Annotated in this window: 19 protein-coding genes and 2 tRNA genes; 9 read left to right on the top strand and 12 right to left on the bottom strand. The window is 75.5% G+C overall.

Annotated elements, in window-relative coordinates; genetic code table 11:
• Positions 1–148 precede the first annotated feature (148 nt).
• Positions 149–1,489: an APC family permease gene (locus ABRQ22_RS07835; RefSeq protein ID WP_353709130.1), complete on the top strand. Its 1,341-nt coding sequence runs from the start codon at positions 149–151 to the stop codon at positions 1,487–1,489.
• Between the two features lie 163 nt (positions 1,490–1,652).
• Here the strand turns inward: ABRQ22_RS07835 and ABRQ22_RS07830 are convergent, their stop codons facing one another.
• On the bottom strand, positions 1,653–2,675 hold the full coding sequence (locus tag ABRQ22_RS07830) for a LacI family DNA-binding transcriptional regulator (protein ID WP_290444590.1): 1,023 nt from the start codon (positions 2,673–2,675) through the stop codon (positions 1,653–1,655).
• 173 nt (positions 2,676–2,848) lie between these two features.
• On the opposite strand from ABRQ22_RS07830, the gene ABRQ22_RS07825 reads away from it, so the two are divergent.
• The 5 genes from ABRQ22_RS07825 to ABRQ22_RS07805 all read left to right on the top strand — a co-directional run bounded on the left by ABRQ22_RS07825 (position 2,849) and on the right by ABRQ22_RS07805 (position 7,396).
• Entirely contained in the window at positions 2,849–3,592 is a 744-nt protein-coding gene (locus ABRQ22_RS07825; RefSeq protein ID WP_074806944.1) for a glutamine amidotransferase, read from the top strand.
• Positions 3,592–4,512: a ribokinase gene (locus ABRQ22_RS07820; RefSeq protein ID WP_353709129.1), complete on the top strand. Its 921-nt coding sequence runs from the start codon at positions 3,592–3,594 to the stop codon at positions 4,510–4,512. Before ABRQ22_RS07825 ends, ABRQ22_RS07820 begins: the two co-directional genes overlap by 1 nt.
• 36 nt (positions 4,513–4,548) lie before the next feature.
• Positions 4,549–5,655: a DMT family transporter gene (locus ABRQ22_RS07815; protein ID WP_353709128.1), complete on the top strand. Its 1,107-nt coding sequence runs from the start codon at positions 4,549–4,551 to the stop codon at positions 5,653–5,655.
• The gene (locus ABRQ22_RS07810) at positions 5,652–6,701 is read left to right on the top strand and encodes a phosphotriesterase-related protein (RefSeq protein ID WP_353709127.1); all 1,050 of its coding nucleotides are present in this window, start codon (positions 5,652–5,654) and stop codon (positions 6,699–6,701) included. Before ABRQ22_RS07815 ends, ABRQ22_RS07810 begins: the two co-directional genes overlap by 4 nt.
• Positions 6,702–6,811: 110 nt before the next feature.
• Positions 6,812–7,396, top strand: a complete 585-nt coding sequence (locus ABRQ22_RS07805; RefSeq protein WP_353709126.1) for a CueP family metal-binding protein — start codon at positions 6,812–6,814, stop codon at positions 7,394–7,396.
• Between the two features lies 1 nt (position 7,397).
• Here ABRQ22_RS07805 and ABRQ22_RS07800 read toward each other — a convergent pair whose 3' ends face one another.
• From ABRQ22_RS07800 to ABRQ22_RS07770, 7 genes are all read right to left on the bottom strand, one after another.
• Positions 7,398–9,362, bottom strand: coding sequence for a zf-HC2 domain-containing protein (locus tag ABRQ22_RS07800; RefSeq protein ID WP_353709125.1), 1,965 nt, complete (start codon positions 9,360–9,362; stop codon positions 7,398–7,400).
• Positions 9,363–9,483: 121 nt separating this feature from the next.
• Positions 9,484–10,992 carry a DUF5979 domain-containing protein gene (locus tag ABRQ22_RS07795; protein WP_353709124.1) on the bottom strand — a complete coding sequence of 503 codons (1,509 nt, stop codon included), beginning with the start codon at positions 10,990–10,992 and terminating at the stop codon, positions 9,484–9,486.
• Positions 10,993–11,091: 99 nt separating this feature from the next.
• Entirely contained in the window at positions 11,092–12,537 is a 1,446-nt protein-coding gene (locus ABRQ22_RS07790; RefSeq protein WP_353709123.1) for a ThuA domain-containing protein, read from the bottom strand.
• 318 nt (positions 12,538–12,855) lie between these two features.
• Complete coding sequence (locus ABRQ22_RS07785) at positions 12,856–14,028, bottom strand: RtcB family protein (protein WP_353709520.1); 1,173 nt, start codon at positions 14,026–14,028, stop codon at positions 12,856–12,858.
• Between the two features lie 118 nt (positions 14,029–14,146).
• Positions 14,147–14,222, bottom strand: a tRNA-Arg gene (locus tag ABRQ22_RS07780).
• 44 nt (positions 14,223–14,266) lie between these two features.
• A tRNA-Arg gene (locus tag ABRQ22_RS07775) sits at positions 14,267–14,338 on the bottom strand.
• A 154-nt stretch (positions 14,339–14,492) separates the two neighbouring features.
• Complete coding sequence (locus ABRQ22_RS07770) at positions 14,493–14,624, bottom strand: hypothetical protein (RefSeq protein ID WP_353709122.1); 132 nt, start codon at positions 14,622–14,624, stop codon at positions 14,493–14,495.
• A gap of 324 nt (positions 14,625–14,948) precedes the next feature.
• Between ABRQ22_RS07770 and ABRQ22_RS07765 the strand changes: the two genes are divergently transcribed.
• The 3 genes from ABRQ22_RS07765 (at position 14,949) to ABRQ22_RS07755 (ending at position 17,475) form a co-directional block, all read left to right on the top strand.
• A complete protein-coding gene (locus tag ABRQ22_RS07765) occupies positions 14,949–15,776 on the top strand; it encodes a metal-dependent hydrolase (RefSeq protein WP_253049881.1) in 828 nt (275 codons plus the stop codon).
• Positions 15,777–16,069: 293 nt separating this feature from the next.
• Positions 16,070–17,011, top strand: coding sequence for an RIO1 family regulatory kinase/ATPase (locus tag ABRQ22_RS07760; protein ID WP_253049883.1), 942 nt, complete (start codon positions 16,070–16,072; stop codon positions 17,009–17,011).
• Positions 17,012–17,073: 62 nt separating this feature from the next.
• The gene (locus ABRQ22_RS07755) at positions 17,074–17,475 is read left to right on the top strand and encodes a hypothetical protein (RefSeq protein ID WP_353709121.1); all 402 of its coding nucleotides are present in this window, start codon (positions 17,074–17,076) and stop codon (positions 17,473–17,475) included.
• Between the two features lie 59 nt (positions 17,476–17,534).
• On the opposite strand, the gene ABRQ22_RS07750 is transcribed toward ABRQ22_RS07755, so the two are convergent.
• The 4 genes from ABRQ22_RS07750 to ABRQ22_RS07735 form a co-directional block, all read right to left on the bottom strand.
• Positions 17,535–17,816, bottom strand: a complete 282-nt coding sequence (locus ABRQ22_RS07750; RefSeq protein WP_253049887.1) for an NDUFA4 family protein — start codon at positions 17,814–17,816, stop codon at positions 17,535–17,537.
• 165 nt (positions 17,817–17,981) lie between these two features.
• On the bottom strand, positions 17,982–21,689 hold the full coding sequence (locus tag ABRQ22_RS07745) for an error-prone DNA polymerase (RefSeq protein ID WP_353709120.1): 3,708 nt from the start codon (positions 21,687–21,689) through the stop codon (positions 17,982–17,984).
• Complete coding sequence (locus ABRQ22_RS07740) at positions 21,682–23,397, bottom strand: DNA polymerase Y family protein (RefSeq protein WP_353709119.1); 1,716 nt, start codon at positions 23,395–23,397, stop codon at positions 21,682–21,684. The genes ABRQ22_RS07745 and ABRQ22_RS07740 overlap by 8 nt, the downstream gene beginning before the upstream one ends.
• Complete coding sequence (locus tag ABRQ22_RS07735; protein WP_353709118.1) at positions 23,394–24,440, bottom strand: hypothetical protein; 1,047 nt, start codon at positions 24,438–24,440, stop codon at positions 23,394–23,396. Before ABRQ22_RS07735 ends, ABRQ22_RS07740 begins: the two co-directional genes overlap by 4 nt.
• Positions 24,441–24,714 lie beyond the last annotated feature (274 nt).

Raw genomic sequence — 24,714 nt, 5'->3', positions numbered from 1 at the left:
GTCACGCTCGTGCGGACGGGCTCGCTGCTGGACCCGGGACCTCCACGCTCGCACGGGCCCACCCGGCTCGCACACGCTCCCGCCGGCCTGCCCGCGGGCCGTCGCCGCCCGGGCCGCGAGCGGGACGGGCCCGTGGCACGGTGACCCGATGAGCGCACCCCCGGCACCCCAGGACCAGGCCGTCGACCCGCAGACCCGGCTGTCCCGGTCGGTCGGGGGCCGGCTCCTCTACCTGTTCATCCTCGGGGACGTGCTGGGCGCGGGCGTCTACGCGCTCGTGGGCGAGATGGCCGGCGAGGTCGGCGGCGCGGTGTGGCTGCCCCTGCTCGTGGCGCTGGGCCTCGCCCTGCTCACCGCCGGCTCGTACGCCGAGCTCGTCACCAAGTACCCGCAGGCCGGGGGCGCGGCGGTGTTCGCCGACCGGGCGTTCCGCAGCCCGCTCGTGTCGTTCCTCGTCGGGTTCTCCATGCTCGCCGCCGGGGTGACGAGCGCGGCGGGGCTCTCGCTCGCGTTCGCGGGCGACTACCTCGCGACCTTCGTCGACGCGCCCGACCGGCTCGTGGCCGTGCTCTTCCTCGCGCTCGTCGCCGCGCTCAACGCGCGCGGCATCAAGGAGTCGCTGCGCGCCAACGTCGCGATGACCGCGATCGAGCTGTCCGGCCTCGTCCTCGTGGTCGTGCTGGCCGCGGTCGTGCTGGGCCGCGGCGAGGGCTCCCCGGGGCGGGTCACGCAGTTCGCGGAGGGCACGACGCCGGCGCTCGCCGTCCTCGCGGCGGCGATCCTCGCGTACTACTCGTTCGTCGGGTTCGAGACCTCGGCGAACCTCGCGGAGGAGGTGCGCGACGTCCGGCGCACCTACCCGCGCGCGCTCTTCGGGGCGCTCGTCACCGCCGGGGTGGTCTACGTGGCGGTCGGCGTGGCCGCCGTCGCGGTCGTCGACCCGCAGACGCTCGCCGGGTCCACGGGCCCGCTGCTCGAGGTCGTCGACGCCGAGGGGTCCGTGCCTGCGTGGGTGTTCTCGCTCGTGGCCCTGATCGCCGTGGCGAACGGCGCGCTGCTGACGATGATCATGTCGAGCCGGCTCGCCTACGGCATGGCGGAACAGGGCCTGCTCCCGTCGGTCCTCGGCCGGGTGCTCCCGCACCGCCGCACCCCGTGGGTCGCGATCGTCGTGACGACGGCGGTCGCCATGGGGCTCGTCTTCACGGGCGACGTGGCCGGGCTCGCCGAGACCGTCGTGCTGCTCCTGCTGCTCGTCTTCGCCTCGACCAACGTCGCGGTCCTCGTGCTGCGACGCGACTCGGTCGACGCACCGCACTTCCGCGTCGCGACGGTCGTGCCGGTGCTGGGCGTGGCGTCGTGCGTCCTGCTGCTCACCCAGCAGGACGCCGTGACGTGGCTGCGCGCGGGCATCCTGCTCGCCGTCGGCGCGGTGCTGTACGTCGTCGTGCGCTGGACCCGACGGGCCGCGGACGCGCGCGCGGCATGACGATCCGCACGGAGGGGGAACCGTGGACCCGGTGCGCGGAGAACCGCACCTGGTCCGCGCCGCCTTGCTCCGTGCCGCCCGTGGACCGCTAGCCGCGGGCGCTGCGGTCGTGGTCCTCACCCCGCCGCTGGTCGCGACGTGAGACACGACGGCGGAGAACCCCTCAGCGGTCGGCGGGCCGCGACACCGAGCCCCGCACGACGAGGTGCAGGGGCAGGACGGTGCGGGCGGGCGCCCCGGTCCGACGCTCGCCCGTCATCGACCGCTCGATCGCGTCCATCGCGGCGAGCGCGAGCGCCGCGACGGGCTGCTCGAGCGTCGTGAGCTTGGGGCGCAGCCACTGGCCGACGCGGATGCCGTCGCACCCGACGACCGAGAGGTCGTCGGGGATGGAGATGCCGTGCAGCTCGGCCGCGCCCAGCATCCCGACGGCGACGATGTCGCTGCCGACGAACACGGCCGTCGGCGCGTTCCCGGGCCGCGTGAGGTAGGGGAACGTCGAGGCGCCGAACTGCTCGGTGTACGGGCCGTGGCGCACGAGGTCCGGGTCGACGTCGAGGCCGGCGTCGTGCATCGCGTCGACGTAGCCCCGCAGGCGGTCCTGGGTCGTGGACAGCTCGGCCGGTCCGGCGACGTGCGCGATGCGCCGGTGCCCCTGCTGCACGAGGTAGCTCGTGGCCTGGTAGGCACCGCCGTAGTTGTCGACGGTGATCGTCTCGACGGGCAGGTCGAGGTCGACCTCCTCGTCGATGACGACGACGGGCAGCCCGTCCGCGACGGCGCGCGCGAGCCGGTCGTCGGTGCGGGACATGCCCACGTACACGACGCCGCCGAGCGACCCGTCGCTCGCGAGGAGCTGCCCGAGGCCCGACTCCGCGTCGCCGTGCCGGGTCGACAGCGCGACGACGAGCGGGACCCGGCGGTCGCCCGCGAGGCGTGCGACCTCCTCCGCGAGCGCGGTGAAGAACGGGTTGACGAAGTCGGGCACGACGAGCGCGACGACCCCGGTGCGGCGCTCGTGCTCGCGCGCCGCCGGGCCGGGCGCGGGGACGACGTACCCCACCTCGCGCACCGCGGCGTCGATCCGCGCCGCCGTCTCCGGCTGGACGTTGAGCTGCCCGCGCAGGTAGCGCGACGCCGTCGAGGCCGACACGCCGGCACGTTGCGCAACACGCGTGAGCGTCATGGCTCCCCTCCAACGGCTCGCGTCCCAGAACCCTTGCACCCTACCGGCACCGCGTCGCACAGACGGTGTTGACAGGCCGAGCATCTCCACCCTACGGTCTTGCGCAACGCCACACAACGTTGCGCAACGTCGTCGCCGACGTCGCCGCGCGACCTGATCGCAAGGAGGCCGGGATGAGCCGGGTTCTGCTCGCCGGGGAGTCGTGGATCAACGCGACCACCGACTACAAGGGGTACGACGCGTTCCCCCACGCCCAGCTCGAGATCGGGTGCGCGCGCCTTCTCGAGGCGCTGGCCGCCGAGGGCCACGAGGTCACGCACCTCCCCTCGCACCTCGTCGCCGAGGACTTCCCCTCCACGCTCGACGAGCTCGACGCCTACGACGTCGTGATCCTGTCCGACATCGGCGCCAACTCGCTCCTGCTGCCGCCCGTCGTGTTCTCCCAGGGGCGCCCGTTCCCGAACCGGCTCAAGCTCCTCGCCGAGTGGGTCCGCCGCGGCGGCGGCCTCATGATGGCCGGCGGCTACCTCAGCTTCCAGGGCTTCCAGGCCAAGGCCAACTACCACGGCACCGCCGTCGAGGCCGTCCTGCCCGTCGACATCCTCCCGTACGACGACCGCGAGGAGACCCCCGAGGGCATCGGCGGCACCCTGACCGACGTCGAGCACCCCGTCACGGCGGGCCTCGACCGCGAGTGGCCGATCCTCCTCGGCTACCAGCGCCTCACCGCCAAGGCCGACGCGACCGTCCTGGCCACCATCGAGGGCCGCCCGCTCGTCGCCGTCCGCACCGAGGGCGAGGGGCGCACGCTCGCGTTCGCCTCCGACATCTCCCCGCACTGGGCCCCGCGCGAGTTCATGGACTGGGCCGGCTACGGCCCGCTGTTCGGCCAGGCCGTCACCTGGCTCGCGGGCTGATGACGCCCGAGGTGGTGGTCGTCGGCAGCCTGAACATGGACCTCCGGCTGACCGTCGACCGCCTGCCCCGCTCGGGCGAGACCGTCTCCGCGACGGGCCTCGTCCGCTCCCCCGGCGGCAAGGGCGCCAACCAGGCCGTCGCCGCCGCGCGGCTCGGCCGTCGCGTCGCCATGGTCGGCGCCGTCGGCGACGACGACGACGGCCGCGCGATCCGCCGCCGCCTCGCCGTCGAGGGCCTCGTCCTCGACGGCCTCGCGACGGCGGACCGCCCCACCGGCGTCGCCGTCGTGCTGTGGGAGCAGCCCGAGTCGACGATCGTCATCGAGCCCGGCGCGAACGCCGTCGTCGACGAGGCGTTCGTCACCGAGCGCGCCGACCTCGTCCGCGACGCGGCCGCCGTCCTGTGCCAGTGCGAGACGCCGCTCGGCGCCCTGCGCGCCGTCGCCGCCACCGCGACGGGCACCACGGTCCTCAACCCGGCGCCCGCCGTCCCGCTGCCGGCCGACGTGCGCGCCGCGTTCCGCGTGCTCGTGCCCAACCGGTTCGAGCTCGCGACCCTCGTCGGCGCGAGCGACGAGCCCGTCGGCACCGACGCCGTGCTCGCCATGGTCCGCGCGCTCGACCACCCCGGGGACGTCGTCGTCACCCTCGGGGCCGACGGCGCGCTCGTCGTCCCCGCGGGAGGCGCACCCGTCGCCGTCCCGGCGGAGCGCGTCGACGCCGTCGACACGACCGCCGCCGGCGACTCGTTCTGCGCGGCGCTCGCGGACGGCCTCCTCCACGGCGGCGACCTCGTCGAGTCCGCCCGCTGGGCGGCGCACGTCGCCGCCTCCACCACCACCCGCCACGGCGCCGTCGACTCCCTGCCGCGCGCCGCCGACCTGGCCCCCGAGGGCACCAGGATTCCGCTCCACAGCTAAGTCCGACGTACCGTCGGAGGAAGGCACGGTCACGCAATGAAGCACACCACGCCGGCGACCACCGGTTCCCCGTCCGGCACTCAGGGAGGTGCTCTGAACTCGTCAGCCCGCCGCAGCAGGGTCAAGGACACCGCGACCGCCCTGCTCGTCGTCGCGACCGTCCTCGCGGGGGCCCTCGGCCCGATGCAGGCGGCCGTCAACGGCCAGCTCGGCAAGACGATCGGCGACGGGCACGCCGCCGCCCTCATCTCGTTCGGGACCGGCCTGGTCCTCATGTTCGTCGTCGTGTTCGCGCGCCCCGCCACCCGGCGCGAGGCGCTCGCGATCCCCGGCCTGATCCGCTCGCGCACCATCCCGTGGTGGAACTACCTCGCGGGCCTGTGCGGGGCCGTCATCGTCCTGTCCGAGGGCGTCACCGTCGGCGTCCTCGGGGTCGCGACGTTCCAGATCTCGCTCATCTCCGGTCTCGTCATCTCGGGCGTCATCTGCGACCGCCTCGGCGTCACGGCGTCGGTCAAGCAGCCGCTCACCGCCACCCGCCTCCTGGGGGCCGCGCTCGCCATCGCGGCGACCGTCGTCGTCATCTCGCCGAGCTTCTCCGTGCCGCACACGATCGTCCTCGCGATCATGCCGTTCGTGGGCGGCCTGCTCGCGGGCTGGCAGCCGGCCGGGAACGCGGCCGTCGCCGACGTCACCGGGTCGATGCTCGTCTCGATCGGCTGGAACTTCCTCGTGGGCTTCACGGCCCTGCTGATCGCCTACCTGGTGCGGGCGGCCACGGGCGGCGTCGACTTCCAGCTCCCGGGCGAGTGGTGGATGTACCTGGGCGGTCCGCTCGGCCTGCTGTCCATCGCGCTCATGGCGCTCCTCGTGCGCGGCCTCGGCCTGCTGCTGCTGGGCCTCGCGTCGGTCGCGGGCCAACTCGTCGGCTCGCTCGTCCTCGACGCCGCGATCCCGGCGCTCGGGCACACCGTCCACGTCGCGACCGTCGTCGGCACCGTCATCGCGCTCGTGGCCGCCGGGATCGGCATGATCCCGTCGGGCAAGGCGGCCCACCCCGACGAGCCGGGCGACGGCGCGCACGAGGACGCCGTGGCCGCGGCGGTCGCGGGCGGCGAGGCGGGCGAGGCGAGCCCGCGATGAGCGTCACGCCCGCCGGCCACGTGCAGACGGTCACCGGCCGCGCCGCGGCCGCCGACCTCGGCCTCACGCTCCCGCACGAGCACCTGTTCAACGACCTGTCGGGCGTGCTCGACCCGCCGAGCTACCGCTTCTCCGAGGCGGTCGTGGAGTCCCCGGTCTCCGCGTCGGTCGCCTGGGCGCTGCGCCAGGACCCGTACTGCTGCGCGGACAACATCGCCGACAAGCCGGTCGCCGCGGTCGCGGCAGAGCTCGAGAGCTTCGCCGCGCTGGGCGGTCGCACGATCGTCGACGCGACATCGAGCGCCGCGATCGGGCGCAACCCGGAGCGGCTCGCGGAGGTGGCCCGCCGGACGGGCCTGCACGTGGTCGCGGGCTGCGGCGCGTACCTCGAGAAGTTCGAGGGCGACCGCATCGCCGCGGCGGCCGTGGACGCGCAGGCGTCCGCGATCGTCGCGGAGCTCGCCGACGGGATCGGCGGGACCGGCGTGCGGCCCGGCATCATCGGCGAGATCGGCGTCTCGCCGTCGTTCACGCCGGGCGAGGCCGCGTCCCTGCGCGCGGCGGCCCTCGCCCAGCGCGAGCACCCGCACGTCGCGCTCCAGGTCCACCTGCCCGGCTGGCAGCGCCGCGCGCACGAGGTGCTCGACCTCGTGCTCGACGAGGTGGGCGTGCGCCAGGAGAAGGTCGTGCTGTGCCACATGGACCCGTCCGCCGACGACCCGGGCTACCAGCGGTCCGTGGCCGAGCGCGGCGTCTGGCTCGAGTTCGACATGGTCGGCATGGACATCACCTTCCCGAAGGAGGGCGTGTCCCCCGACCCGCACACGACCGCGACCGCGGTGCAGCGCCTCGTCGAGGCCGGCCACGCGGGCCAGGTGCTGCTCAGCCACGACGTGTTCCTCAAGCAGATGTGGGTGCAGCACGGCGGCAACGGGTTCGCGTACGTCCCGACCGTCTTCACGGAGATGCTCGCGTCGCGCGGCGTGCCGCGCGACGTGCTCGCCCGGCTCACCCACGACAACCCGGTGGCGATGCTCACCGCGTGACGCGACGCCGTCCGCCACCCGCACGGCCGGGACCCGCACGGGTCCCGGCCGTCGGCGCGCCCGGGACCTCCGGCCCTGGTCAGGGCGTCGCGCTCTGAGAGGATCGGCGCATGAGACGACGTGCCCTCCCGACCCTCGTGGCCGCCGTGGCCGCCATCACCCTCGTGCTCGCCGGCTGCTCCGGCGGGTCCGGCGACTCCCCCGAACCCTCCGCGCTGGACGCGCTGCTCGACCGTCACGACCTCGCCGGGCTCAGCGGCCAGGAGGTCGTCGACCGGCTCGAAGGCCTCGAGACGGCCGACCGGCCGACCGACCTCGTCGCCTCGGTCCGCGCGGCGGAGCTCGTGCTCGCGGACGAGTCGTACGAGACCACGGTCCCGCTGCCCGAGGACACGTTCTACCTCTCCGTCGCGCCCTTCGTGGACGAGACGCACGAGTGCTTCTACCACTCGCTGACGACGTGCCAGGGCGAGCTCGCGGACGAGGCCGTGTCCGTCACGGTCGTCGACGCGGCGACCGGCGAGGTCCTCGTCGAGGAGGACACGACGCTCGGCGCGAACGGGTTCGTCGGCCTCTGGCTCCCGCGCGACGTGGACGCCGAGCTGCGCGTGGAGCACGAGGGACGGGTCGGCACGACGACCGTCTCGACCGGCGCCGACGACCCCACCTGCCTCACGTCGTTGCAGCTCGTCTGACTCAGCCGACGACGGTGAAGCGCGTCGTGACGACGGGGCCGTGCTCCCCGGTCGCGGGGTCGACGACGCGCAGCCCGAGCGAGTGCTCGCCGAGCGAGAGCCCGGTCACCTGCCGGACCAGCGGCGCGTCGGCGAGCGTGTGGAGGTTGCCCGTCGGACGGTCGTCGACGAAGGCCTCGACGACCAGCCCGGGGGTCCCGGCGATCTCGGTGTCGACCGCGTAGCCCGTGGGCTCCCACGGCAGGCCGGAAGGCCGTCCCGTGACCGTCGCCCCGGGGCCGGGCGAGAGCAGCACGGGCACGTCGAAGGCGAACGGCCCCAGCGGCACGGACGGCGCGGACGTGACGCCCTCGACCACCTGCACCACCCGGAGCCGGTGCTCGCCCGCGGCGCCGAGACCGTCGGCGACCGCCTCCCACGCGCCGTCGTGCCCGGCCTCTGCCGTCCCGACGACGGCGCCCGCGGCGTCCAGGACCCGGACCGTCGCGCCGGGGGCGCCGGTGCCGCGCAGCACCGGGAACACCGCGAGCGCGCCGGGCGCCGGGGCCGACGCGACGACCGGGGCCGCCGGGGGCTGCGGCGCGGGCTCCTCCGTGCCCGGGTCCGTGCCCGGGTCCGGTTCCGGGGGCTCCGGCGCGGGCGGCGGTGCCGGGGTGGGAGGGATCTCGACCGCCGGGATCGACGGCCCCGTGACGGGGGGCGGCGCCGTCCCGGTGCTGGGTACCGGCCCGGGGTCGAGCGGGCCCGTCGTGGGCACGTCGGCGGGGCCCGGGGCGGCGTCCGGGGCGGCGTCGGGCGCCGTGCCGGGCTCGACGGCCGGCCCGTGCGCCTCGTCCTCGGGCGCGGCGGGGGCGGCCGGCACCTCGTCGGCCTGCACGCCTGGGGAGGCGAGCGCGCCCACGGCCTGGCCTGCTGCCGGCGTCGGTTCGCCGCCGCCCCACCACCCGGCGACGGCGCCGACGCCCACGACCGCCGCGACGACCGTCGCCGCCACGCCCCCGAGGACGAGGCCCGGGAGCGCGCCGGCTGCGCCGCCCGCGCCGGCGGAGGTCGCGACCGGGGTGGCCGCGGCGTGGGACGTGGCGGCCGGGGCGACCGGGGACGCGGCGGCCGTGGCGGCCGTGGGCGCGACCACCGTGCCCGCGGCCCCGAGGGCGGCCGGCACGCCGAGGACGAGCGGCAGCAGCACGAGGCGCAGGCGCGAGGCGACGTCGTCCACCTCCTCGGCGAGGATCGAGCACGCGAGGCACCCCGTCAGGTGGTCCTCGACGCGGTCGCGGGCGCTCGGCGAGAGCGTGCCGCGCGCATGGTCGCCCAGGCGCTCGGCCGTCCAGCGGCAATCCGGCGCGACGGCGTCGGTCTCGACGTGGGCCTGCAGCCACTCCCGGCGCAGCCCCTCGCGCGCCCGGTACGCGAGCGCGGCCGTGGCGGGCGCGGACAGGCCCAGGAGCGGCCCCGCCTCGCGCGGCTCCATCCCCTCGACCTCCGTGTACCAGAGCACGGACTGCCAGCGCTCGGGCAGACGTCGGAACGCCCGCACCGTGACCGACCGCTCGAGCACCTCGGTCGTGGCGTCCCGCGCGTCGGCGACCTCGGGGACCTCGTCGACGGGGAACGGGGCGGGCGTGCGCGACCACGACGCGGCGACCGCGCGCAGCGTCGTGTAGAGGTAGGGGCGGAACGGGCCCGTCGGGCCGGCCCCCGCCTGGAGGGCGTGCAGGATGCGCGCGAACGCCTCCTGGAGGAGGTCGTCGGGGTCGTAGGTCGCGGTGAGACGCCGCGCCGCGGCCCTCCCGGCCCCGGCGTGGCGCCCCCAGAGCTCCGCGTAGGCGTCGACGTCCCCCGCGCGCACGGCGTCGGCGAGCTCGACGTCGTCCCGCGCGGGAGCGGGCTCGACGTCGTGCTCGTCGTGCGGGACCGCGCCGGCCCGGGTGCCGACGGCTGCGGTCTGGTGGTGCGCGTGCATGGTCGCCTCTCGTCCGGGGCAGCGCGGTCGGCGCGACCCCTCTGGTGGAGAGACCGCCCCGGCGCACGATCATGACGCCGGGACGGCCTCGCGGTGACGAACGTCACCCCGCCCAGGTCCCTCAGGCCCGGGCGCGGCGCCGCGCGACGACGACCACCACCCCGGTCGCGACGAGCAGGGCCGCGACGAGGGCCGCGACACCGAGGGTCGTGCCGGTGACCGCCAGGGCCCCGTTCGGGGCCGGCGTGCTGGGCTGCGTCCCGAGTGCCGGGGGCTCGGCGGTCTTCGCGGGGCCGCCGGGCTCGGCGGGCACGTCCGGGACGTCGGCCTCGTTCGTCAGGACGACCTCCGCCGTCGTGCCGTCGCCGACCACGACGCGCGCCGCACCGTCCGCGAGCACCTCGACCCCCTCTCCGGAGAACGACGGCGCCCGCCACGCCACCCCGTCGAGCGCCGCGGGAGCGGCCTCGGCGAGCGTGACGACCGTGCCCGCGGGCAGGTCCGCGAGCGACGCCGTGGACCCGTCGGTGACGACCAGCTCCCCGGTCACCTCGCCCTCGGGACCCTCGTACGCGTAGGCGACGACGAACGTGGTCCCCTCGGCCACGGCGTCGGCGGCGGCCCCCGTCACGCGCTTGGTCACGGCGATCCCCCCGACGTGCGCGTCGAAGGTGTTCGTCGCGACGACGTCGATCGTCGCGGGCGAGGCCGCCGTGACCTCGATCGGGCCGGCGGGGGCGAAGGTCACGCGGTCGGCTCCACCGTCGTCCGTCTCGGTCAGCCCGCACACGGCACCCACCGGCACGCCCGCGAAGGTCGTCGTACCCCCGGCGGAGAGCGTGGCGGCACGGGGGAACCCGGCCAGCGTCTCCCCGTCCGCGTCGGTGCAGACCAGCTCGAACCCGAACGGACCGGTCACGCCCTCCGCGGCGTCGCCGTCGAGCTGCTTGGTGAGCCGGATCGAGCGCACGCCCTCACCCCCGCCGGTCCCGCCGGCGCCCGCGTACTCCGCGGACGCCTCGACGTCGCCGACCGCGAGGCCGGTCACCGTGTTCTCGTACCGGTCGCCGTCGCGCGCGTCGTCGGGGACCGCGGTCGCGTACGTGAGCACGTAGACGTAGTCGGCTCCATGGGCGTCGGGCACGCTGAACCGGAACTGGTTCGCGGCCGGTCCCGTCTCGACGACGTAGTCCGCAGGATCCATCCAGAAGCCCGCGTCCCAGAAGTCGCCGTCGTCCCAGCGGTCGACGGGCACCGCGAGCGCCCCGACGCTGCCCTCGACCAGGGTGAGGCGCGGGTCGAACGTGTCCGTGAGCACGACGGGGTCGCCGTCCGGGCCGGTGAGGTACTGGCCGGGCACGTACACGTCCCAGCGCACGACGTCGGCCGAGCGGTCGTACCACCCGCCCTTGACGGGGTAGGTGGGCGGCTGCCAGCCTCCGCCGCCCTCGCCCTCGCCGATGCCGCCGGGGACGTCGACGCGGATCTCGACGCCGCCGCCCGTGGTGAACACGAGCACGTCGGCGTCGGTCGTCTCGGTGACCTGGGCCCAGAAGAACAGCGTCCCCGCGACCCCCGTGTGCGTCGCGACGTAGTCGCCGAGCGTGCAGACGAACTGCGACTCGTCCACGGTGCACGATCCGACCACCGCCCCCGAGGGATCGGCGAGGTCGACGGCGCCCGTCGCACGCAGGTGCGACGGGCGCCGTCGGGTGCGCGGAGCGACGCGTCAGGCCGTGCCGGCGTAGGCGAGCACGATCTCCTCGGTGACGGTCTCGCCGTCGCGCTCGACGGTGGCCGTGACGGTCACCTCTCCGGCCGGAGCCTCGACGAGCCGGGTCGCGAACGCCTGGTAGGCGTTCTTCCCGGGCGCCACGTCGGCGTACTCCTTGCTGCCGTACGGCGTCGCGAGGGTGATGTCGACGGGGGCGTCGTCCTCGTTGAGCACGCGCACGGCGACGTACTGCTTGCCGCCCATGGTCCGCAGCTCGGCCTCGGCCGCGAGGTCGATCGCCGGGCCGTCGTCGACGAGCCCGGTCTGCCAGTCGACGAGGTCGTCGATCTTGGACGCGAGCAGGTCCCGGTCTCCCGCAGCCGCGGACAGGTGGTCGACGAGCGACCGCGCGCCGCCAAGCACCTGGACCGCGGTCGCGGGGTCGCCCGCCTCGGCCGCGGCGCGCGCGCTGCCGAGCAGCGAGCTGATCGCGCCCGCGATCACGCTGTCGCCCACCGCGGAGGTGTCCAGGCCGGCCACGACGCCGTCGACCTCGGGGAACGTCACGCAGTTGCCGCCGCCCTCGACGACGCCCGCGGTCCACTCGACGCCCTTGAGCACGTGCTCGCGGAAGAGGGGGTCCGTCCAGGACTCGTCGGTGTGCCCGGCGCCCTCGTACCAGGAGCGGCCGCCCTCGAAGTTCTGGCACCACGAGAGCGGGTGGTCCTCGCCCATCGCGCCGTTGCCGGGCGAGTACGTCGACTCGTCGAGCGTGACGAGCACGTGCACGTCCGCGCGAGGGTTGACCGAGTAGTTGTACCACTCGTCGAACCGCTCCCAGACGGCCGGCAGGTGCGCGGTCGAGGGGTGCGACGGGCTCTCGACGCGCATCGTCGCCGTCTGCTGCTGCGGGTGGCTGACGAACCGCGCGCCGCCGCCCGTCAGCTCGCTGTACCAGGGGACGGTGTGCATCGTGTCCGTCGCGGCGTGCAGCCCGACGAACCCGCCGCCGTCGTGGATGTAGCCCTGGAGCGCCGCGAGCTCGGTGTCGTCGAGCAGGCGCGGCGCCGCCGGGTCGAGCGAGTTGGTGTTGTCGACCGGCGAGACGAAGACCAGGGTCGCGTACTGCGACAGGTCCTCCGCGCTCGTGAACGGCGTCGAGTCGAGCGTGAGGTCGGGCTGGCCCGGCGAGCCGCTCCCCCACCAGCCCGCGGAGTCGTTCGGCGGGTCCCACACGTCGACCGTGAAACCGTTGTCCTCACCGAGCTCGATCAGCGCGCGCGTCGTGTCGTCGATGTGCGAGTGCCGGAACCCGAGCGTCTTGCCGACGACGAGGATCTTGTAGTCCTCCTCGTCGGCGGCCGCCGGCCCCGCGGCCACGAGCGTCGCCCCTCCCGCGAGGGGCAGCGCGACCGCGGCCGCCACCGCCCGCCTGACCGTCGTACCGCTGAACAAATCCATGCGTGCTTCTCCCTCGTCGTCGAGAGCGCTGGCCGGCGCCGGCCCCCGGCCGACCGCCGGTCGATCTCCAGGGGACATCTCCAGGCCCGGCGGCGCGCACTCCTGCGTGCGTGGACGTCGGCTGCTGCCGATGCCGCGAGTTTTGACGGCGACCGATCAAAAGTCAAGGATTCAACGACCGTGGCGCACCGATCTCACCCGCTCCCACCCCGAGACGACCGCCCCCGTCGAGCAGGTGGTCGTGGCACGTCCGCCTGAGCGGACGCGCCACGACCACCTGCTCGACGCGCCGGGACCGCCTGGTCGGCGTGGAGGTGGTCAGCCCTTGACGCAGAGGAGCGTCGTGAGGCGGGCGACGACCTCGACGAGGTCGGACTGCGCGCGGACGACCTCGTCGAGGTCCTTGTACGCACCCGGGATCTCGTCGAGCACCCCGGCGTCCTTGCGGCACTCCACGCCGGCTGTCTGGGCGGCGAGGTCGTCGAGCGTGAAGGTCTTCTTCGCCCTGGTTCGGGACATGCGACGGCCCGCGCCGTGCGACGCCGACCAGTAGGACTCCGGGTTCCCCAGCCCGCGCACGATGTACGAGCCGGTGCCCATGGACCCGGGGATGAGACCGAGGTCGCCCTTCCCGGCCCGGATCGCGCCCTTGCGGGTCACGACGAGCTCCTGCCCGTCGACGCGCTCGACCGCGACGTAGTTGTGGTGGACGTTCACAGCCTCGTCGAACGCGATCTCGCGACCGGGGAACGACGCACGCACCGCGTCGGCCACGAGCGTCATCATGACCGCGCGCGACCGCGCCGCGTACTCCTGAGCCCACCACAGGTCGGCGAGGTACGCGTCCATCTCCGGCGTCCCGCCGAGGAACACCGCGAGCTCGCGGTCGACGAGCCCCTGGTTGTGCTCGAGGCGCTTCGCGACGGCGACGTGCTGCTCGGCGAGCGTCTTGCCGATGTTGCGCGACCCCGAGTGCAGCTGGAGCCACACAGAACCGGACTCATCCACACACAACTCAACAAAGTGGTTGCCTCCACCAAGCGTTCCGAGCTGGCGGCGCGCCCGACCCTCGATGTCCGAGACCCGCCCGTGCAGCCCGGAGAACCGCGACCAGAAGGCGTCCGCGCCGCGTGCGACCTCGGCCGGGCCACGCCCGGAGATCGAGCGCAGCCGGTGCGGGTCGACCGGCTCGTCGTGCGCGTGGAACCCGACGGGGATCGCCGCCTCGATGCGCGCGCGGACCGGCCCGAGGTCGTCGGGGAGGTCCTCGGCCGTGAGCGACGTGCGGACGCCGATCATGCCGCAGCCGATGTCGACGCCGACCGCGTTGGGCGACACGGCGTCGCGCATGGCGATGACCGAGCCGACGGTCGCACCCTTGCCCAGGTGGACGTCGGGCATGACGCGCACGCCCTCGACCCACGGCAGCGCCGCGATGTTGCGCAGCTGCTGCAGCGCGGGGGGCTCGACGGCGTGCTCGTGCGCCCACATGAGGGTCGGCGCCTTCGCGCCGGAGAGCGGGACGGGGAACGCGTGGGCCTCGGTGCTCACGGTGCTGACCTCCTCGGGTCGTCCTGACGATCACGACGCCGCCCCGGAGGGGCGGCGCTGGTGCGCGCGGGAGGACTCGAACCCCCGCCGCCCGGCTCCGGAAGCCGGCGCTCTGTCCGCTGAGCTACGCGCGCTGGTGCTCCTTAACGTCGAGCAGACGGGACGCGAGGCGTCCAGGTGCCCTCGGAGGGAGTCGAACCCCCGTCTCCGCTTCCGTAGAGCGGCGTCGTTTCCGTTGGACCACGAAGGCAGTGCTCCTCTCCACAGGCGCACGACAAATGCGCACCGGCGGTGAAAAGAGCCGAATGACAGCACGAGAAATACGCCCCGGGCCGGGGCGCGTTCATGCACAAGAAAAAAGCCGTCCCGGCGATGTCCGGGACGGCCTGTCGTGCGACGCTGGGTCAGACGACAGGACCGCCGGAGCCGGCGGCGAGGAACGAGGACACGCCGAGATACACCGCGGGCAGCACGACGCGCGGCTGCTCGCAGGGCAGCACGGGACGTCGCCGGTCCTGCTGGACGGGTTCGCGCACGGCACTGCTCCTCTCGGTCATGTCGGGTGGCCCACGCACCGGAATGTCGTCGACCGAGGAAGACCGTACGCGCCTTTTCCGTTCGACACAACCTCATTTCCAGAATTCATCGGAAATGCGCTGCGAGCTCCGCCGTCCGGGGCCGGCCCGGCGGCCGCCTCCCGGGCTCGTCGGCGCTTGGCACACTTTTCCCACCGGGACATCCGCGCCCTGACGGCCCTCCGGCGCTGTCGGCGGCACCCGGTAGGGTTCCGGACGTTCCGGACAACACCTCCCGACGCCGACGAACCACCCGGCCGGGCCGACGACAGGAGACCCGCCGCCATGATGGGCGCCCACCACGCCGCGACCGGAGCCGCCGCCTGGGTGGCGGTGACGTCCACCGCCCCGTTCGCGCTCGGGTGGCACCCCGTGTCGTCGGTCGGCGTCATGACGGGCGCCGTCGTGTGCGCCGGGGCCGCCCTCCTCCCGGACGCGGACCACCACAACGGCACGTTCGCGCACTCGCTCCCGCCCGTGAGCGAGTGGGTGTCCGACGCCGTCGAGACGGTCTCCGGCGGCCACCGGCAGGGCACGCACTCGTTCCTCGGCATCGCGGTGTTCACGGCGCTCGCGTGGCTCGTCGGGCTGGTCACGGTCGAGACGGAGAGCTTCGGCACGGTCTACGTGGGCGGCGGCCTCCTCGCGGTCCTGCTCGTCGCCCTCGCGCTCAAGGCGCTCAAGCTCACGCGGCGCGGCAAGCTCATGCCGTGGGTCACGTCGCTCACCGTCGCGGTGCTCGTCGCACTCTTCTCCCCCGAGGAGTGGAACTGGCTCCCGGTCGCCGTCGGGATCGGCGTGACCGTGCACATCCTGGGCGACGTGCTCACGACCAACGGCGCGCCGCTGCTGTGGCCGGTGAAGATCCGCTCCCCACGCTGGGTGCGTCGGTCCCTCGTCGTCGACGACGTGTGGCGCCCCAGCGGCAGCTTCGCCCTGCCCCTGCTCGGCGACACCGGCTCCGTGCGCGAGTGGATCCTCGCGACGGCCGTCGGCCTCTACGCGACGGTCGGGTTCGTGTGGTCCGCGCTCGACCAGATGGGCTACGACACCTACGGGACGTACGAGCGCGTCGCGTCGGCGATCCAGGCGCTGGCCACCGGCGCCGCGTGAGCCGTCCCGCCTGATGACCGATGAGCGACGAGCGACGAGCGACGAGCGACGGTAATTCGCTTGCCCCGGGCCGCGCCCGGGTGGGACGGTCACGGGACGTCGCCCGCGCCGTCGGGCACCGGAGGAAGGAGGAACGCCATGAGCTGGACGACCCACGCTCGCGTGTCCACCACCCCCGGGAGCACCGACCGCCGCTAGACGGTCCAGGGCCCGTCCCGTGAGACGGCCCGCGCCCGCCGCTCGCCCCGAGGCGACGGCAGCGCCGTGCGCTCCCCGCCCGAAGGAGCCCACCCGTGCCCGAGCACGACCTGCTGTACCCCGACCCGTACCTCCCGCCGACGTTCGCGGGAGACCCCCGCACTCCCCCGCCCCGCCGCCTGCGGCGCCATGACGACGCCGCCGACCTCGACGACGCCGGTGCCGCCACGGGCGTGCTCGACGCCGCGCTCGGCGACGACCAGCGCTGGTCCACGTGGTCCGCCGTCGAGAAGGGGCAGCGCGGACCCGAGCCGCGCCCCGACTGGGTGGTCACCGCCGACGCGGCCGTCGACACCGAGCTGGGCGTGCTCAAGACCGGCAAGGAGGCGGACGTGTTCCTCGTCGAGCGCGCCGTCCCCGACGACGCCGCCCAGCGCTCGCTGCTCGCCGCCAAGCGCTACCGGGACCTCGACCACCGCGCGTTCCGGCGCGACACCGTCTACACCGAGGACCGCCGCGTGCGCCGCACGCGCGACCGGCGCGCGCTCGACCGCAAGTCTCGCTACGGCCGCCAGGTCGCGGCCGGGCAGTGGGCGGCGGCGGAGTTCGCCGCGCTCGGCGAGCTGTGGTCGGCCGGCGCCCCCGTGCCCTACCCGGTGCAGATCGACGGCAACGAGATCCTCATGGAGTTCGTCGGCACGTCGGACGGCGTCGCGCACGAGGCCGCGCCCCGGCTCGCGCGCACGCGTCCCGACCCGGACCTCCTCGCGTCGTGGTGGGACCAGCTCCGCGACGGGATGGCGGTGCTGGCACGCCTCGGCTTCGCGCACGGCGACCTCTCCCCGTACAACGTCCTCGCGGACGGCGACCGGCTCGTCATCATCGATCTGCCGCAGGTGGTCGACCTCGTGGCCAACCCGTTCGGCACCGAGCTCCTGCTGCGCGACTGCCGCACGATGTCCGCGTGGTTCGCCGCGCGCGGTCTGGAGACCGACGCCGACGAGCTCTTCGCGCTCCTCCTCGCCGAGGCGTGGTGACCGCACCGCACCCTCCGCGCCGCGACCGCGCCGACGCCGGACGGACGCGGTAGAACGGGAGCATGGAACCCACCACCGAGTCCTTCGACGCCGACGACGTCCAGACGTTCCTCACGACCTACGGGGTCGCGCTCTCGACGGGTGATCTCGACACGATCGGCGAGAGCTACGCGTTCCCCGCGCTCGTCGTCGGGGCGACCGGGTCGGTGCTCCTCGCCGACCCGGAGGCCGTCCGGGAGTCGACGGCCGAGCTCGCCCGCGGGTTCCGCGAGCGCGGGCTCGTGGGCGTCGTGGCCCACCTCGTCGGCGTCGAGGAGGTGGGCGACGCGCTCGTGTGGGCGCACGCGCGCTGGAGCTACCGCGACGAGTACGCCAACGAGCAGGAGGCGCAGGAGGTCCGCTACCTGCTGCGCCGCGCGCGCGACACGTTCGAGGTCTGCGTCACCGCGCCGGTCGCTCCGTAGCGTCGACCGGTCAGCGCGTCACGGGCCCAGGGATCCGTGGCGCGCCGACAGGTCGCCGGTCAGGACAGCCGGTTGTCGCGGTCCTCCCACGGGGTCGGGGTCGCCTCCTTGCGCGGGGAGTCGTCGGGCTGCAGCGCCCGCACCAGGAACGAGCCGGCGGCCAGCACGATGCCGCCGGTGAACACGACGTGCAGCAGCACGGAGGCGGCCTCGAGGACGCCCAGCGGCACGGGCACGCTGAACATCACGCGCGGGAGGAGGACGCTGCGGAACAGCTCGCCGACGACCGCGAGCGCCAGCCCGGTCCAGAGCATCGTGCGGGGAGTCAGACGGGGTGGCATCGCAGGGTCCTCTCGTCGGTGAGCCGGTGCGCGGGTGCCGACCCGTCGTCGCGCGCGGCGACGGGGCCTGCGTCCGGTCCGTTCCTACCACGGGACCGCGCTCCGGAGCGCAAGGACCCCGAGGTTCCGGAGCCGGGGCGTCGGACCGCACGCCCGGGCGCGGCGTCAGTGGAAGTCGCGCGACGTCGTCGCGACCTGGAGGGAGAGCGGGGCGAGGTGCTCCGCGACGAGGTTCGTGGCGCCGTCGGCCCGTTCGAGCCGCCCGCGCACGACGAGCGCTGCGGACCCGCGCGCGACCTTCCGGAACCGCTGCCACAGCCCCGGCGAGCACACGACGTTGAGGATCCCCGTCTCGTCCTCGAGCGACAGGAACGTCACGCCCCCGGCCGTCCCGGGTCGCTGACGGTGCGTGACGACGCCACCCACCGCGACGCGCGACGACGGGTGGGGGCGCGTCCCGGGCACCTCGCCCGCGGCGCGCTCCGCCTCGTCGACGCGTTCGATCTCGCGCGACACCGCGACCGCGCCCACGACGGTGAGCACTCCGGCCGCGGTGAGGCCGTCGCGCACGTACTGCGTCGGGTAGGAGTCGGCGGACACGCCCGTGGCCCACACGTCGGCGACGGCGGTCTCGACGTCGGTCATGCCAGGCAGCGCCGGCGCCTCGACGCCGACGCTCACGCCCGGCAGCGTCCCCGGACCCTCCTGTGCGAGCGCGCCGGCCGCCCACAGCGCCTCGCGCCGGGTCACGCCGAGGCAGTCCGTCGCACCGGCGGTCGCGAGCCCCTCGAGCTGGGCGGTCGTGAGGTCGACGCGCCGCACGAGGTCGCGCAGGTCGCTGAACGGCCGCCCCTCCCCCGGCGTCCCACGCGCCGCGACGACGCGCTCGGCCGCGTCCTTGCCGAGCCCGCGCACGCTCGCGAGACCGAGCCGCACCGCGAGCGTCAGGTCGGGCTCCGGCCCGAACGCGGTGTCGACCCGCACCTCCCCGCCGAGCATGCGGCTGTCGCTCGTCCGGGCGCCAGGACGGTCGGTACCGTCGGCGGGCGCAGCCGCACGGTCGGCGGGCAGCCGCTCGACCGTCGCCTCGGCGTCGGACGCGTTGACGTCGGGGCGCAGCACGGTGACGCCGTGGCGGCGCGCGTCCGCCACGAGAGACTGCGGCGAGTAGAACCCCATGGGCTGCGCCGCGAGCAGTCCCGCGTAGAACGCGGCGGGGTGGTGCACCTTGAGCCACGAGCTCGCGTAGACGAGGAACGCGAACGAGTACGCGTGCGACTCGGGGAACCCGAAGTCGGCGAACGCCTTGAGCTTGTCGTAGATCTCCTCGCGCACGGCCGGGTCCGTGACGCCCTTCTTCCGCATCCCGTCCATGAGCCGCCCCCGCAGCTCCTCCATGCGCTCGACGGACCGCTTGGACCCCATCGCGCGCCGGAGCTGGTCGGACTCCTTCGGGGAGAAGCCCGCGACGTCGATCGCCATCTGCATGAGCTGCTCCTGGAACAGCGGCACGCCGAGCGTCTTGCCGAGCGACTTCTCCAGCAGCGGGTGCAGGAACGTCACCTCCTCCCGCTCGCGCGCCCGGTTGATGTACGGGTGCACGGACCCGCCCTGGATGGGCCCGGGGCGGATGAGCGCGACCTCGATGACGATGTCGTAGAACTTTCGGGGACGCAGCCGCGGCAGCGTCGCCATCTGCGCGCGCGACTCGACCTGGAACACGCCGACGGTGTCGGCCGCGCACAGCAGGTCGTACACCGCCGGGTCGTCCTCCGGCAGCGTGTGCAGCGCGAGGCGCGGGCCGCCCTCGTGCCGCTCGACCAGGTCGAACCCGATGCGCAGCGCCGTGAGCATCCCGAGTCCCAGGAGGTCGAACTTCACGAGCCCCGCGTCCGCGCAGTCCTCCTTGTCCCACTGCAGGACGGTGCGGCCCTCCATGCGCGCCCACTCGACGGGGCACACCTCGATGACGGGGCGGTCGCACATGACCATGCCGCCCGAGTGGATGCCCAGGTGCCGCGGGAGGCGCAGCATCCGGTCGGCGAGGTCGAGCACCGCGTCTGGGATCTCGCCCTCCTGCGCGGCCGACGGCGGCCGGTACGCGGGCACGACGTCGTGCGTGTCGTCCGCGCGCAGGACGTCGCCCTCGTCCACCGCGAGCGGGTCGACGACGCGCGGTCGCCGCGCGCCCCGGCCGCTCAGGTCGGGCGACCAGTCGCCACGACGCCCGGTGTGCGGACGTTCGTCGCGAGAGGCGGCGGCGCGGGAGGTGCCGGTGCGCGACGACCCCGCCTCCCTCCCCGCCGAACCCACGTCGCGCGACCCCCACAGGCGAGCCTTCTCGGCGTCCTTCTCGGCGGTCTTCGTCGCGATGGCGACCTCCTTGGCCTTGCGGTCGGCCGCGGGCGACGACGGGTCGGGGCCGCGCAGCGACCCCCAGCGCTCGATGGACTTGCTCCACGCGTCGGCCTGCCCGACGTCGTACCCCAGCGCCCGGGCCGCGTCGCGCACCGCCGACTTGGGCCGGTAGGAGATGACGTTCGCGACCTGCGCGGCGTGCGTGCGGCCGAACGTCGCGTAGACGTGCTGGATGACCTCCTCGCGCCGCGCCGACTCGATGTCGATGTCGATGTCCGGCGGGCCGTCGCGCTCGGGCGCGAGGAAGCGCTCGAACAGCAGGCCGTGCTTCACCGCGTCGACGGCCGTGATGCCGAGCGCGTAGCAGACCGCGGAGTTCGCGGCCGAGCCGCGCCCCTGGGCGAGGATCCCGTTCCTGCGGCAGAACTCGACGAGGTCGTAGACCACGAGGAAGTACCCCGGGAAGTGCAGGTCCTCGATGACGCGCAGCTCGTGGTCGATCTGCGCCCACGCGCCCGTGATCTTCTCCTGGCCGCGCGGCCCGTACCGGTCCTCGCCGCCGCGCCGCACGAGCTCGCGCAGCCAGGTCGCCTCGGTGTGCCCGTCCGGCACCGGGTAGGGCGGCAGGTCGGGTGCGACGAGGTGCAGGTCGAACGCGCACTCGTCCCCCAGCGCGGCCGCGGTCGCGACGGCCTGCGGGTGCCGGGGGTGGCGCGCGAGCATCTCCGCCGCGGAGCGCAGGTGGGTCGTCGGGGCGCCGGGCAGCCACCCGTCGAGGTCGTCGAGCGACGAGCGCGCGCGCACCGCGGCGAGCGCCCCCGCGAGGTCGGCGTCGCGCGGGTGGGCGTAGTGCGCGGCGGTCGTCGCGACGAGCGGCAGCCGGGCGTCCGCGGCGAGGTCGGCGAGCGCCGCGTGCAGGTCGGCGTCGCGCGGGTCGTCGGTCGTGGTGATCTCGACGGCCACGTTGTCGGCGCCGAAGACGGCGACGAGCCGGTCGAGCTCGCGACGCGCCGCGGCACGTCCGGACGTGACGAGCGCGCGGCGCACCGAACCCTTGCGGCAGCCGGTGAGCACGAGCCACTGGCCCGCGGCCTCCTCGCCGAGCTGGTCGAGGCGGTAGTCGGCGGCCCCCTTGGTCCCGGTCGCGAGGTGCGCGGTCGCGATGGCGCGCGACAGGTTGCGGTAGCCCTGCGTGCCGCGCGCGAGCACGAGCAGGTGGGTCGAGCGCGGGTCGGGCACGCCGGTGGGCGGGTCGAGCACGGGCGCACCCGTGGCCGTGGGCGCCGGAAGATGCAGCTCGGCCCCGAAGACCGTGGGGAGCCCGACCTTGCGCGCGGCCTCGGCGAAGCGCACGACGCCGTACAGGCCGTCGTGGTCGGTGATCGCGAGCGCCGACAGCCCGAGCCGCGCGCCCTCGGCGGCGAGCTCCTCGGGGTGGGACGCGCCGTCGAGGAAGCTGAACGCGGAGTGCGCGTGGAGCTCGGCGTAGCGGGGGCCGGTGGTCCGGTCAGTCATACAGGCCCTCCACGGTCCACCGCCCGCGCGCGCTCGCGAGGAGCAGGCCGCGGCCGTCGTCGAGCAGGACCTGCACGTGCACGCGGCGCCGGGGCGCGGGCGTCCACCAGCGCTCGGCGAGCGGCCACGGCCCGGCCCAGTCCACGACGGCGCGCGCGGACCCCGGCCCGGGCAGCGCCGTCTCGCCCCGGGGCGCCGCCGCACGGCGCGGGCCCTCCTCCGGCGCGGGGGCCGGCCACCGCACGGTCGCGGGCTCGCCGCTCATCGCGAGGCGCGCGTCGACGACGACGGGCCGCCCGGCGTCGTCGAGCACGACGACGTCCTGCGGCTCGACGGGCACGAGCGCGGGGGCGGGGCTCGGCAGCGCGCCGGGCCACGGCAGGGCCGGGTCGCGCGGGCGCACGACGTCCTCCCCGAACGGCACGAGGTGCACGCGGTCGGTCGCGTCGCGGCCGCCCTGGACCTGGACGCGCAGGACCGCGTCGCCCCCGAGGATGCCCTGCACGCGCCCGAGCGCGCGGTGAGCCCGCGCGTCCTCGCCGCTCGACGCGCCCCACAGGCGCGGCTGCTCCGCCCCCGCGGGGACGACCTCCTCGGCCGTGAGGGACAGGCGGGCCAGCGGCGCGACCCCCGGGACGACGTCGCCCCCGCCGGGCGAGCCGTGCTCGCCGCCACGACGCCCGGCCCGGGCCGTGCGCCCGGCGCGGACGGACGTGGTGGTGAGCCAGCCCTCGAGCTGCCACCGGACCTTGTCCGTGAGGCGCGCCGGGCTCATCGCGCCCGGCCCGTCGAGCCGCCAGGTGCGCTCGAGGTCGTCGCCCTCGACGGTCCGCGCCGTGATGCGCAGGCGCCCGGCGACGAGCGAGCGTGCGACGAGCTGGTCGTGCAGGTCCTCGGAGAGCCGCCGCGCGGCGAAGGTCGCGACGTCGACGCGCTCGGCGGGCGGGTCGAGCTCGGCGCTCACCGCGACGTCGGGCTCGACGCGGCGCCGCGCGGGCGGGCGCAGGTCCTCGCCGCGCGCGAGCCGGTGCGCCCACGCGCCGAGGTCGCCGAAGCGCCCCTCGACGGTCGCGGGCGGCAGGGCCGCGAGCGCCCCGAGGGTGCGCACGCCGAGCCGGCCCAGGAGGTCCACGAGCTCGTCGACCGCGACGGCGGCGTCCGGCCGGGCGGTGACGTGCACGAGGTCGCGCGCCGGCCGGGGCGCGAGGAACGCGGCGGAGCGGCCGGGCGGGACGACGGCGGCGTCCCGCGCGGCGAGCACGGCGGCGAGGATGCCGTCGGCGACGCCCACCTGGCTCTCGTGGCCGGTGCGCTCGGCGACGCGCGCGACGAGCGCCTCCGCGAGCGCGGCGTCCGACCCGTGGTACCGGCTCGCCCCGGCGGCGGGCAGGAGCAGCAGGCCGGGCCGGGTGATCTCCAGCCCCGCGACGACGGTCTCGGCCGCGAGCGCCACGGGCTCGAACTCGCGGGCGTCGCGCGCGTCGTCGACGTCGAGCAGCTCGAGCTCGGGGCAGCACTCGCGGGCCCGACGGCGGCGCATACCCCGGCGCACGCCCTGGGCGCGCGCGGTCGCGGAGACGGCGACGACGCGGCGGCCGTCGTGCGTCGCGGCGGGGACGTGCGCGGGGACGTCGCGCACCGCCATCGCCGCGAGCACCGGCCAGTCCGGCACCCACAGGGCCGCCGTGCGGGTCGGGCTCGTGGTCATCCGACGAGCCGGAGCCGGGAGGGCCGGTCGGGGTCGTCGGCCCGGGCAGTCTCGTGGGCGGTCACGGCGGTCTCGGCCACGGTGGCGCCGGCCCCGGCCGCGGGCCGGGTGCCGCGGGCGTCCTCGGCGAGGAACGCGGGCCAGTCCTCGTGGACGAGCGGGAGCTCGACCTCGAGCCGCGCGGGGCGCGCGGCTCCCCCGCGGCCCGCGCGCTCGACGACGAGGGTGCGACGGCGCAGCCAGCCCGCCCCGCGGTCCGCCCCGGACCAGCCGCCGCCCGTCACGGTGAGCGCGACGTGCGCGCCCGGCCACGTCCCCGCGGCGACGAGCAGCGCCCCGCGCTCGCGCGCCCGCGCGGCCAGGCGCCGTCGGTCGGGGTCGGTGAGGGCGGCGTCGGGCCCGACGACCACGACGTCCAGGCCGTCGACGAGCGCCGAGATCGCGAGCGCCGCGTCCGGGCCGGGCCGCGGGACGAGCACGACGCGGTCGAGGTCGGCGCCGGCGTCGGCGGCCGCGAGCAGCCCGACCGCGGGGAACCCGACGGCGGCGGTCCACGCCCCGGCCCGCGACGGCCGCGCGACGAGCGCGAGCAGGAGACTCGTCGAGCCGCGCACCGCCAGCACGGTGCCGCGCTGCAGGGCGCCGAGCGGGAGGAGCGGCGCGAGCGCGTCGTGCACCGGCCACACCCGCTCGTCCGGGATCGCGTCCCGGTTCGTGTCCCGCATCGCGACGCGGCGGCCGCGGGAGCGCGCCGGAGGGTCGGGCAGCGCGGGGGCGGGTCGCACGACCGGCGACACGGCGGCGTCCGCGAGCGGGGCGACCTCGGCGAGGAGAGCAGTCCCGGCGCGCGGGACGACGGCCGGTGCGGCGGAGGCGGTGCGCGGTTCCGGGGCTGCGGGGGCGACGACGGGACGGTGTCGGCGGACGCCCGTACGCTCCTCCGCACGGCGCAGGACGGCGCGGGCGCGCTCGGCCTTGTCGACGGCCGCAGCCGTCGGGCCTGGTGCCCCCGCCCGTTCGGCGGGGTCGGCGAGAAGGGTCATCTCGCCTCCCGGGATGCTGCTCGGACGGGACGCGCACCGCGCGTCGACTGCTGGGGGCGTCGTTCTGCACCCACCCTTCGTTCGAACAGACGTTCGAACACTTCCAGTGAACGACCGACGCTGCGGGGTGTCAACTCCGCAGGTGAGAGCCGTCGGCTTCGTCCCGGATGCCCGGGCAAACCCTCGACCTCTCCTCGAAGGTTCGCCCCGACCTTCGACCTCTACCTGAACCTGATCCGGCGGGCGTGCCACGGTGCGGCCGGTTCGGCACGAT

The sequence above is a fragment of the Cellulosimicrobium sp. ES-005 genome, assembly GCF_040448685.1.
GTDB classification, from domain to species: Bacteria; Actinomycetota; Actinomycetes; order Actinomycetales; family Cellulomonadaceae; genus Cellulosimicrobium; species Cellulosimicrobium cellulans_G.
This window is presented reverse-complemented; position numbering and strand designations above follow the sequence as displayed.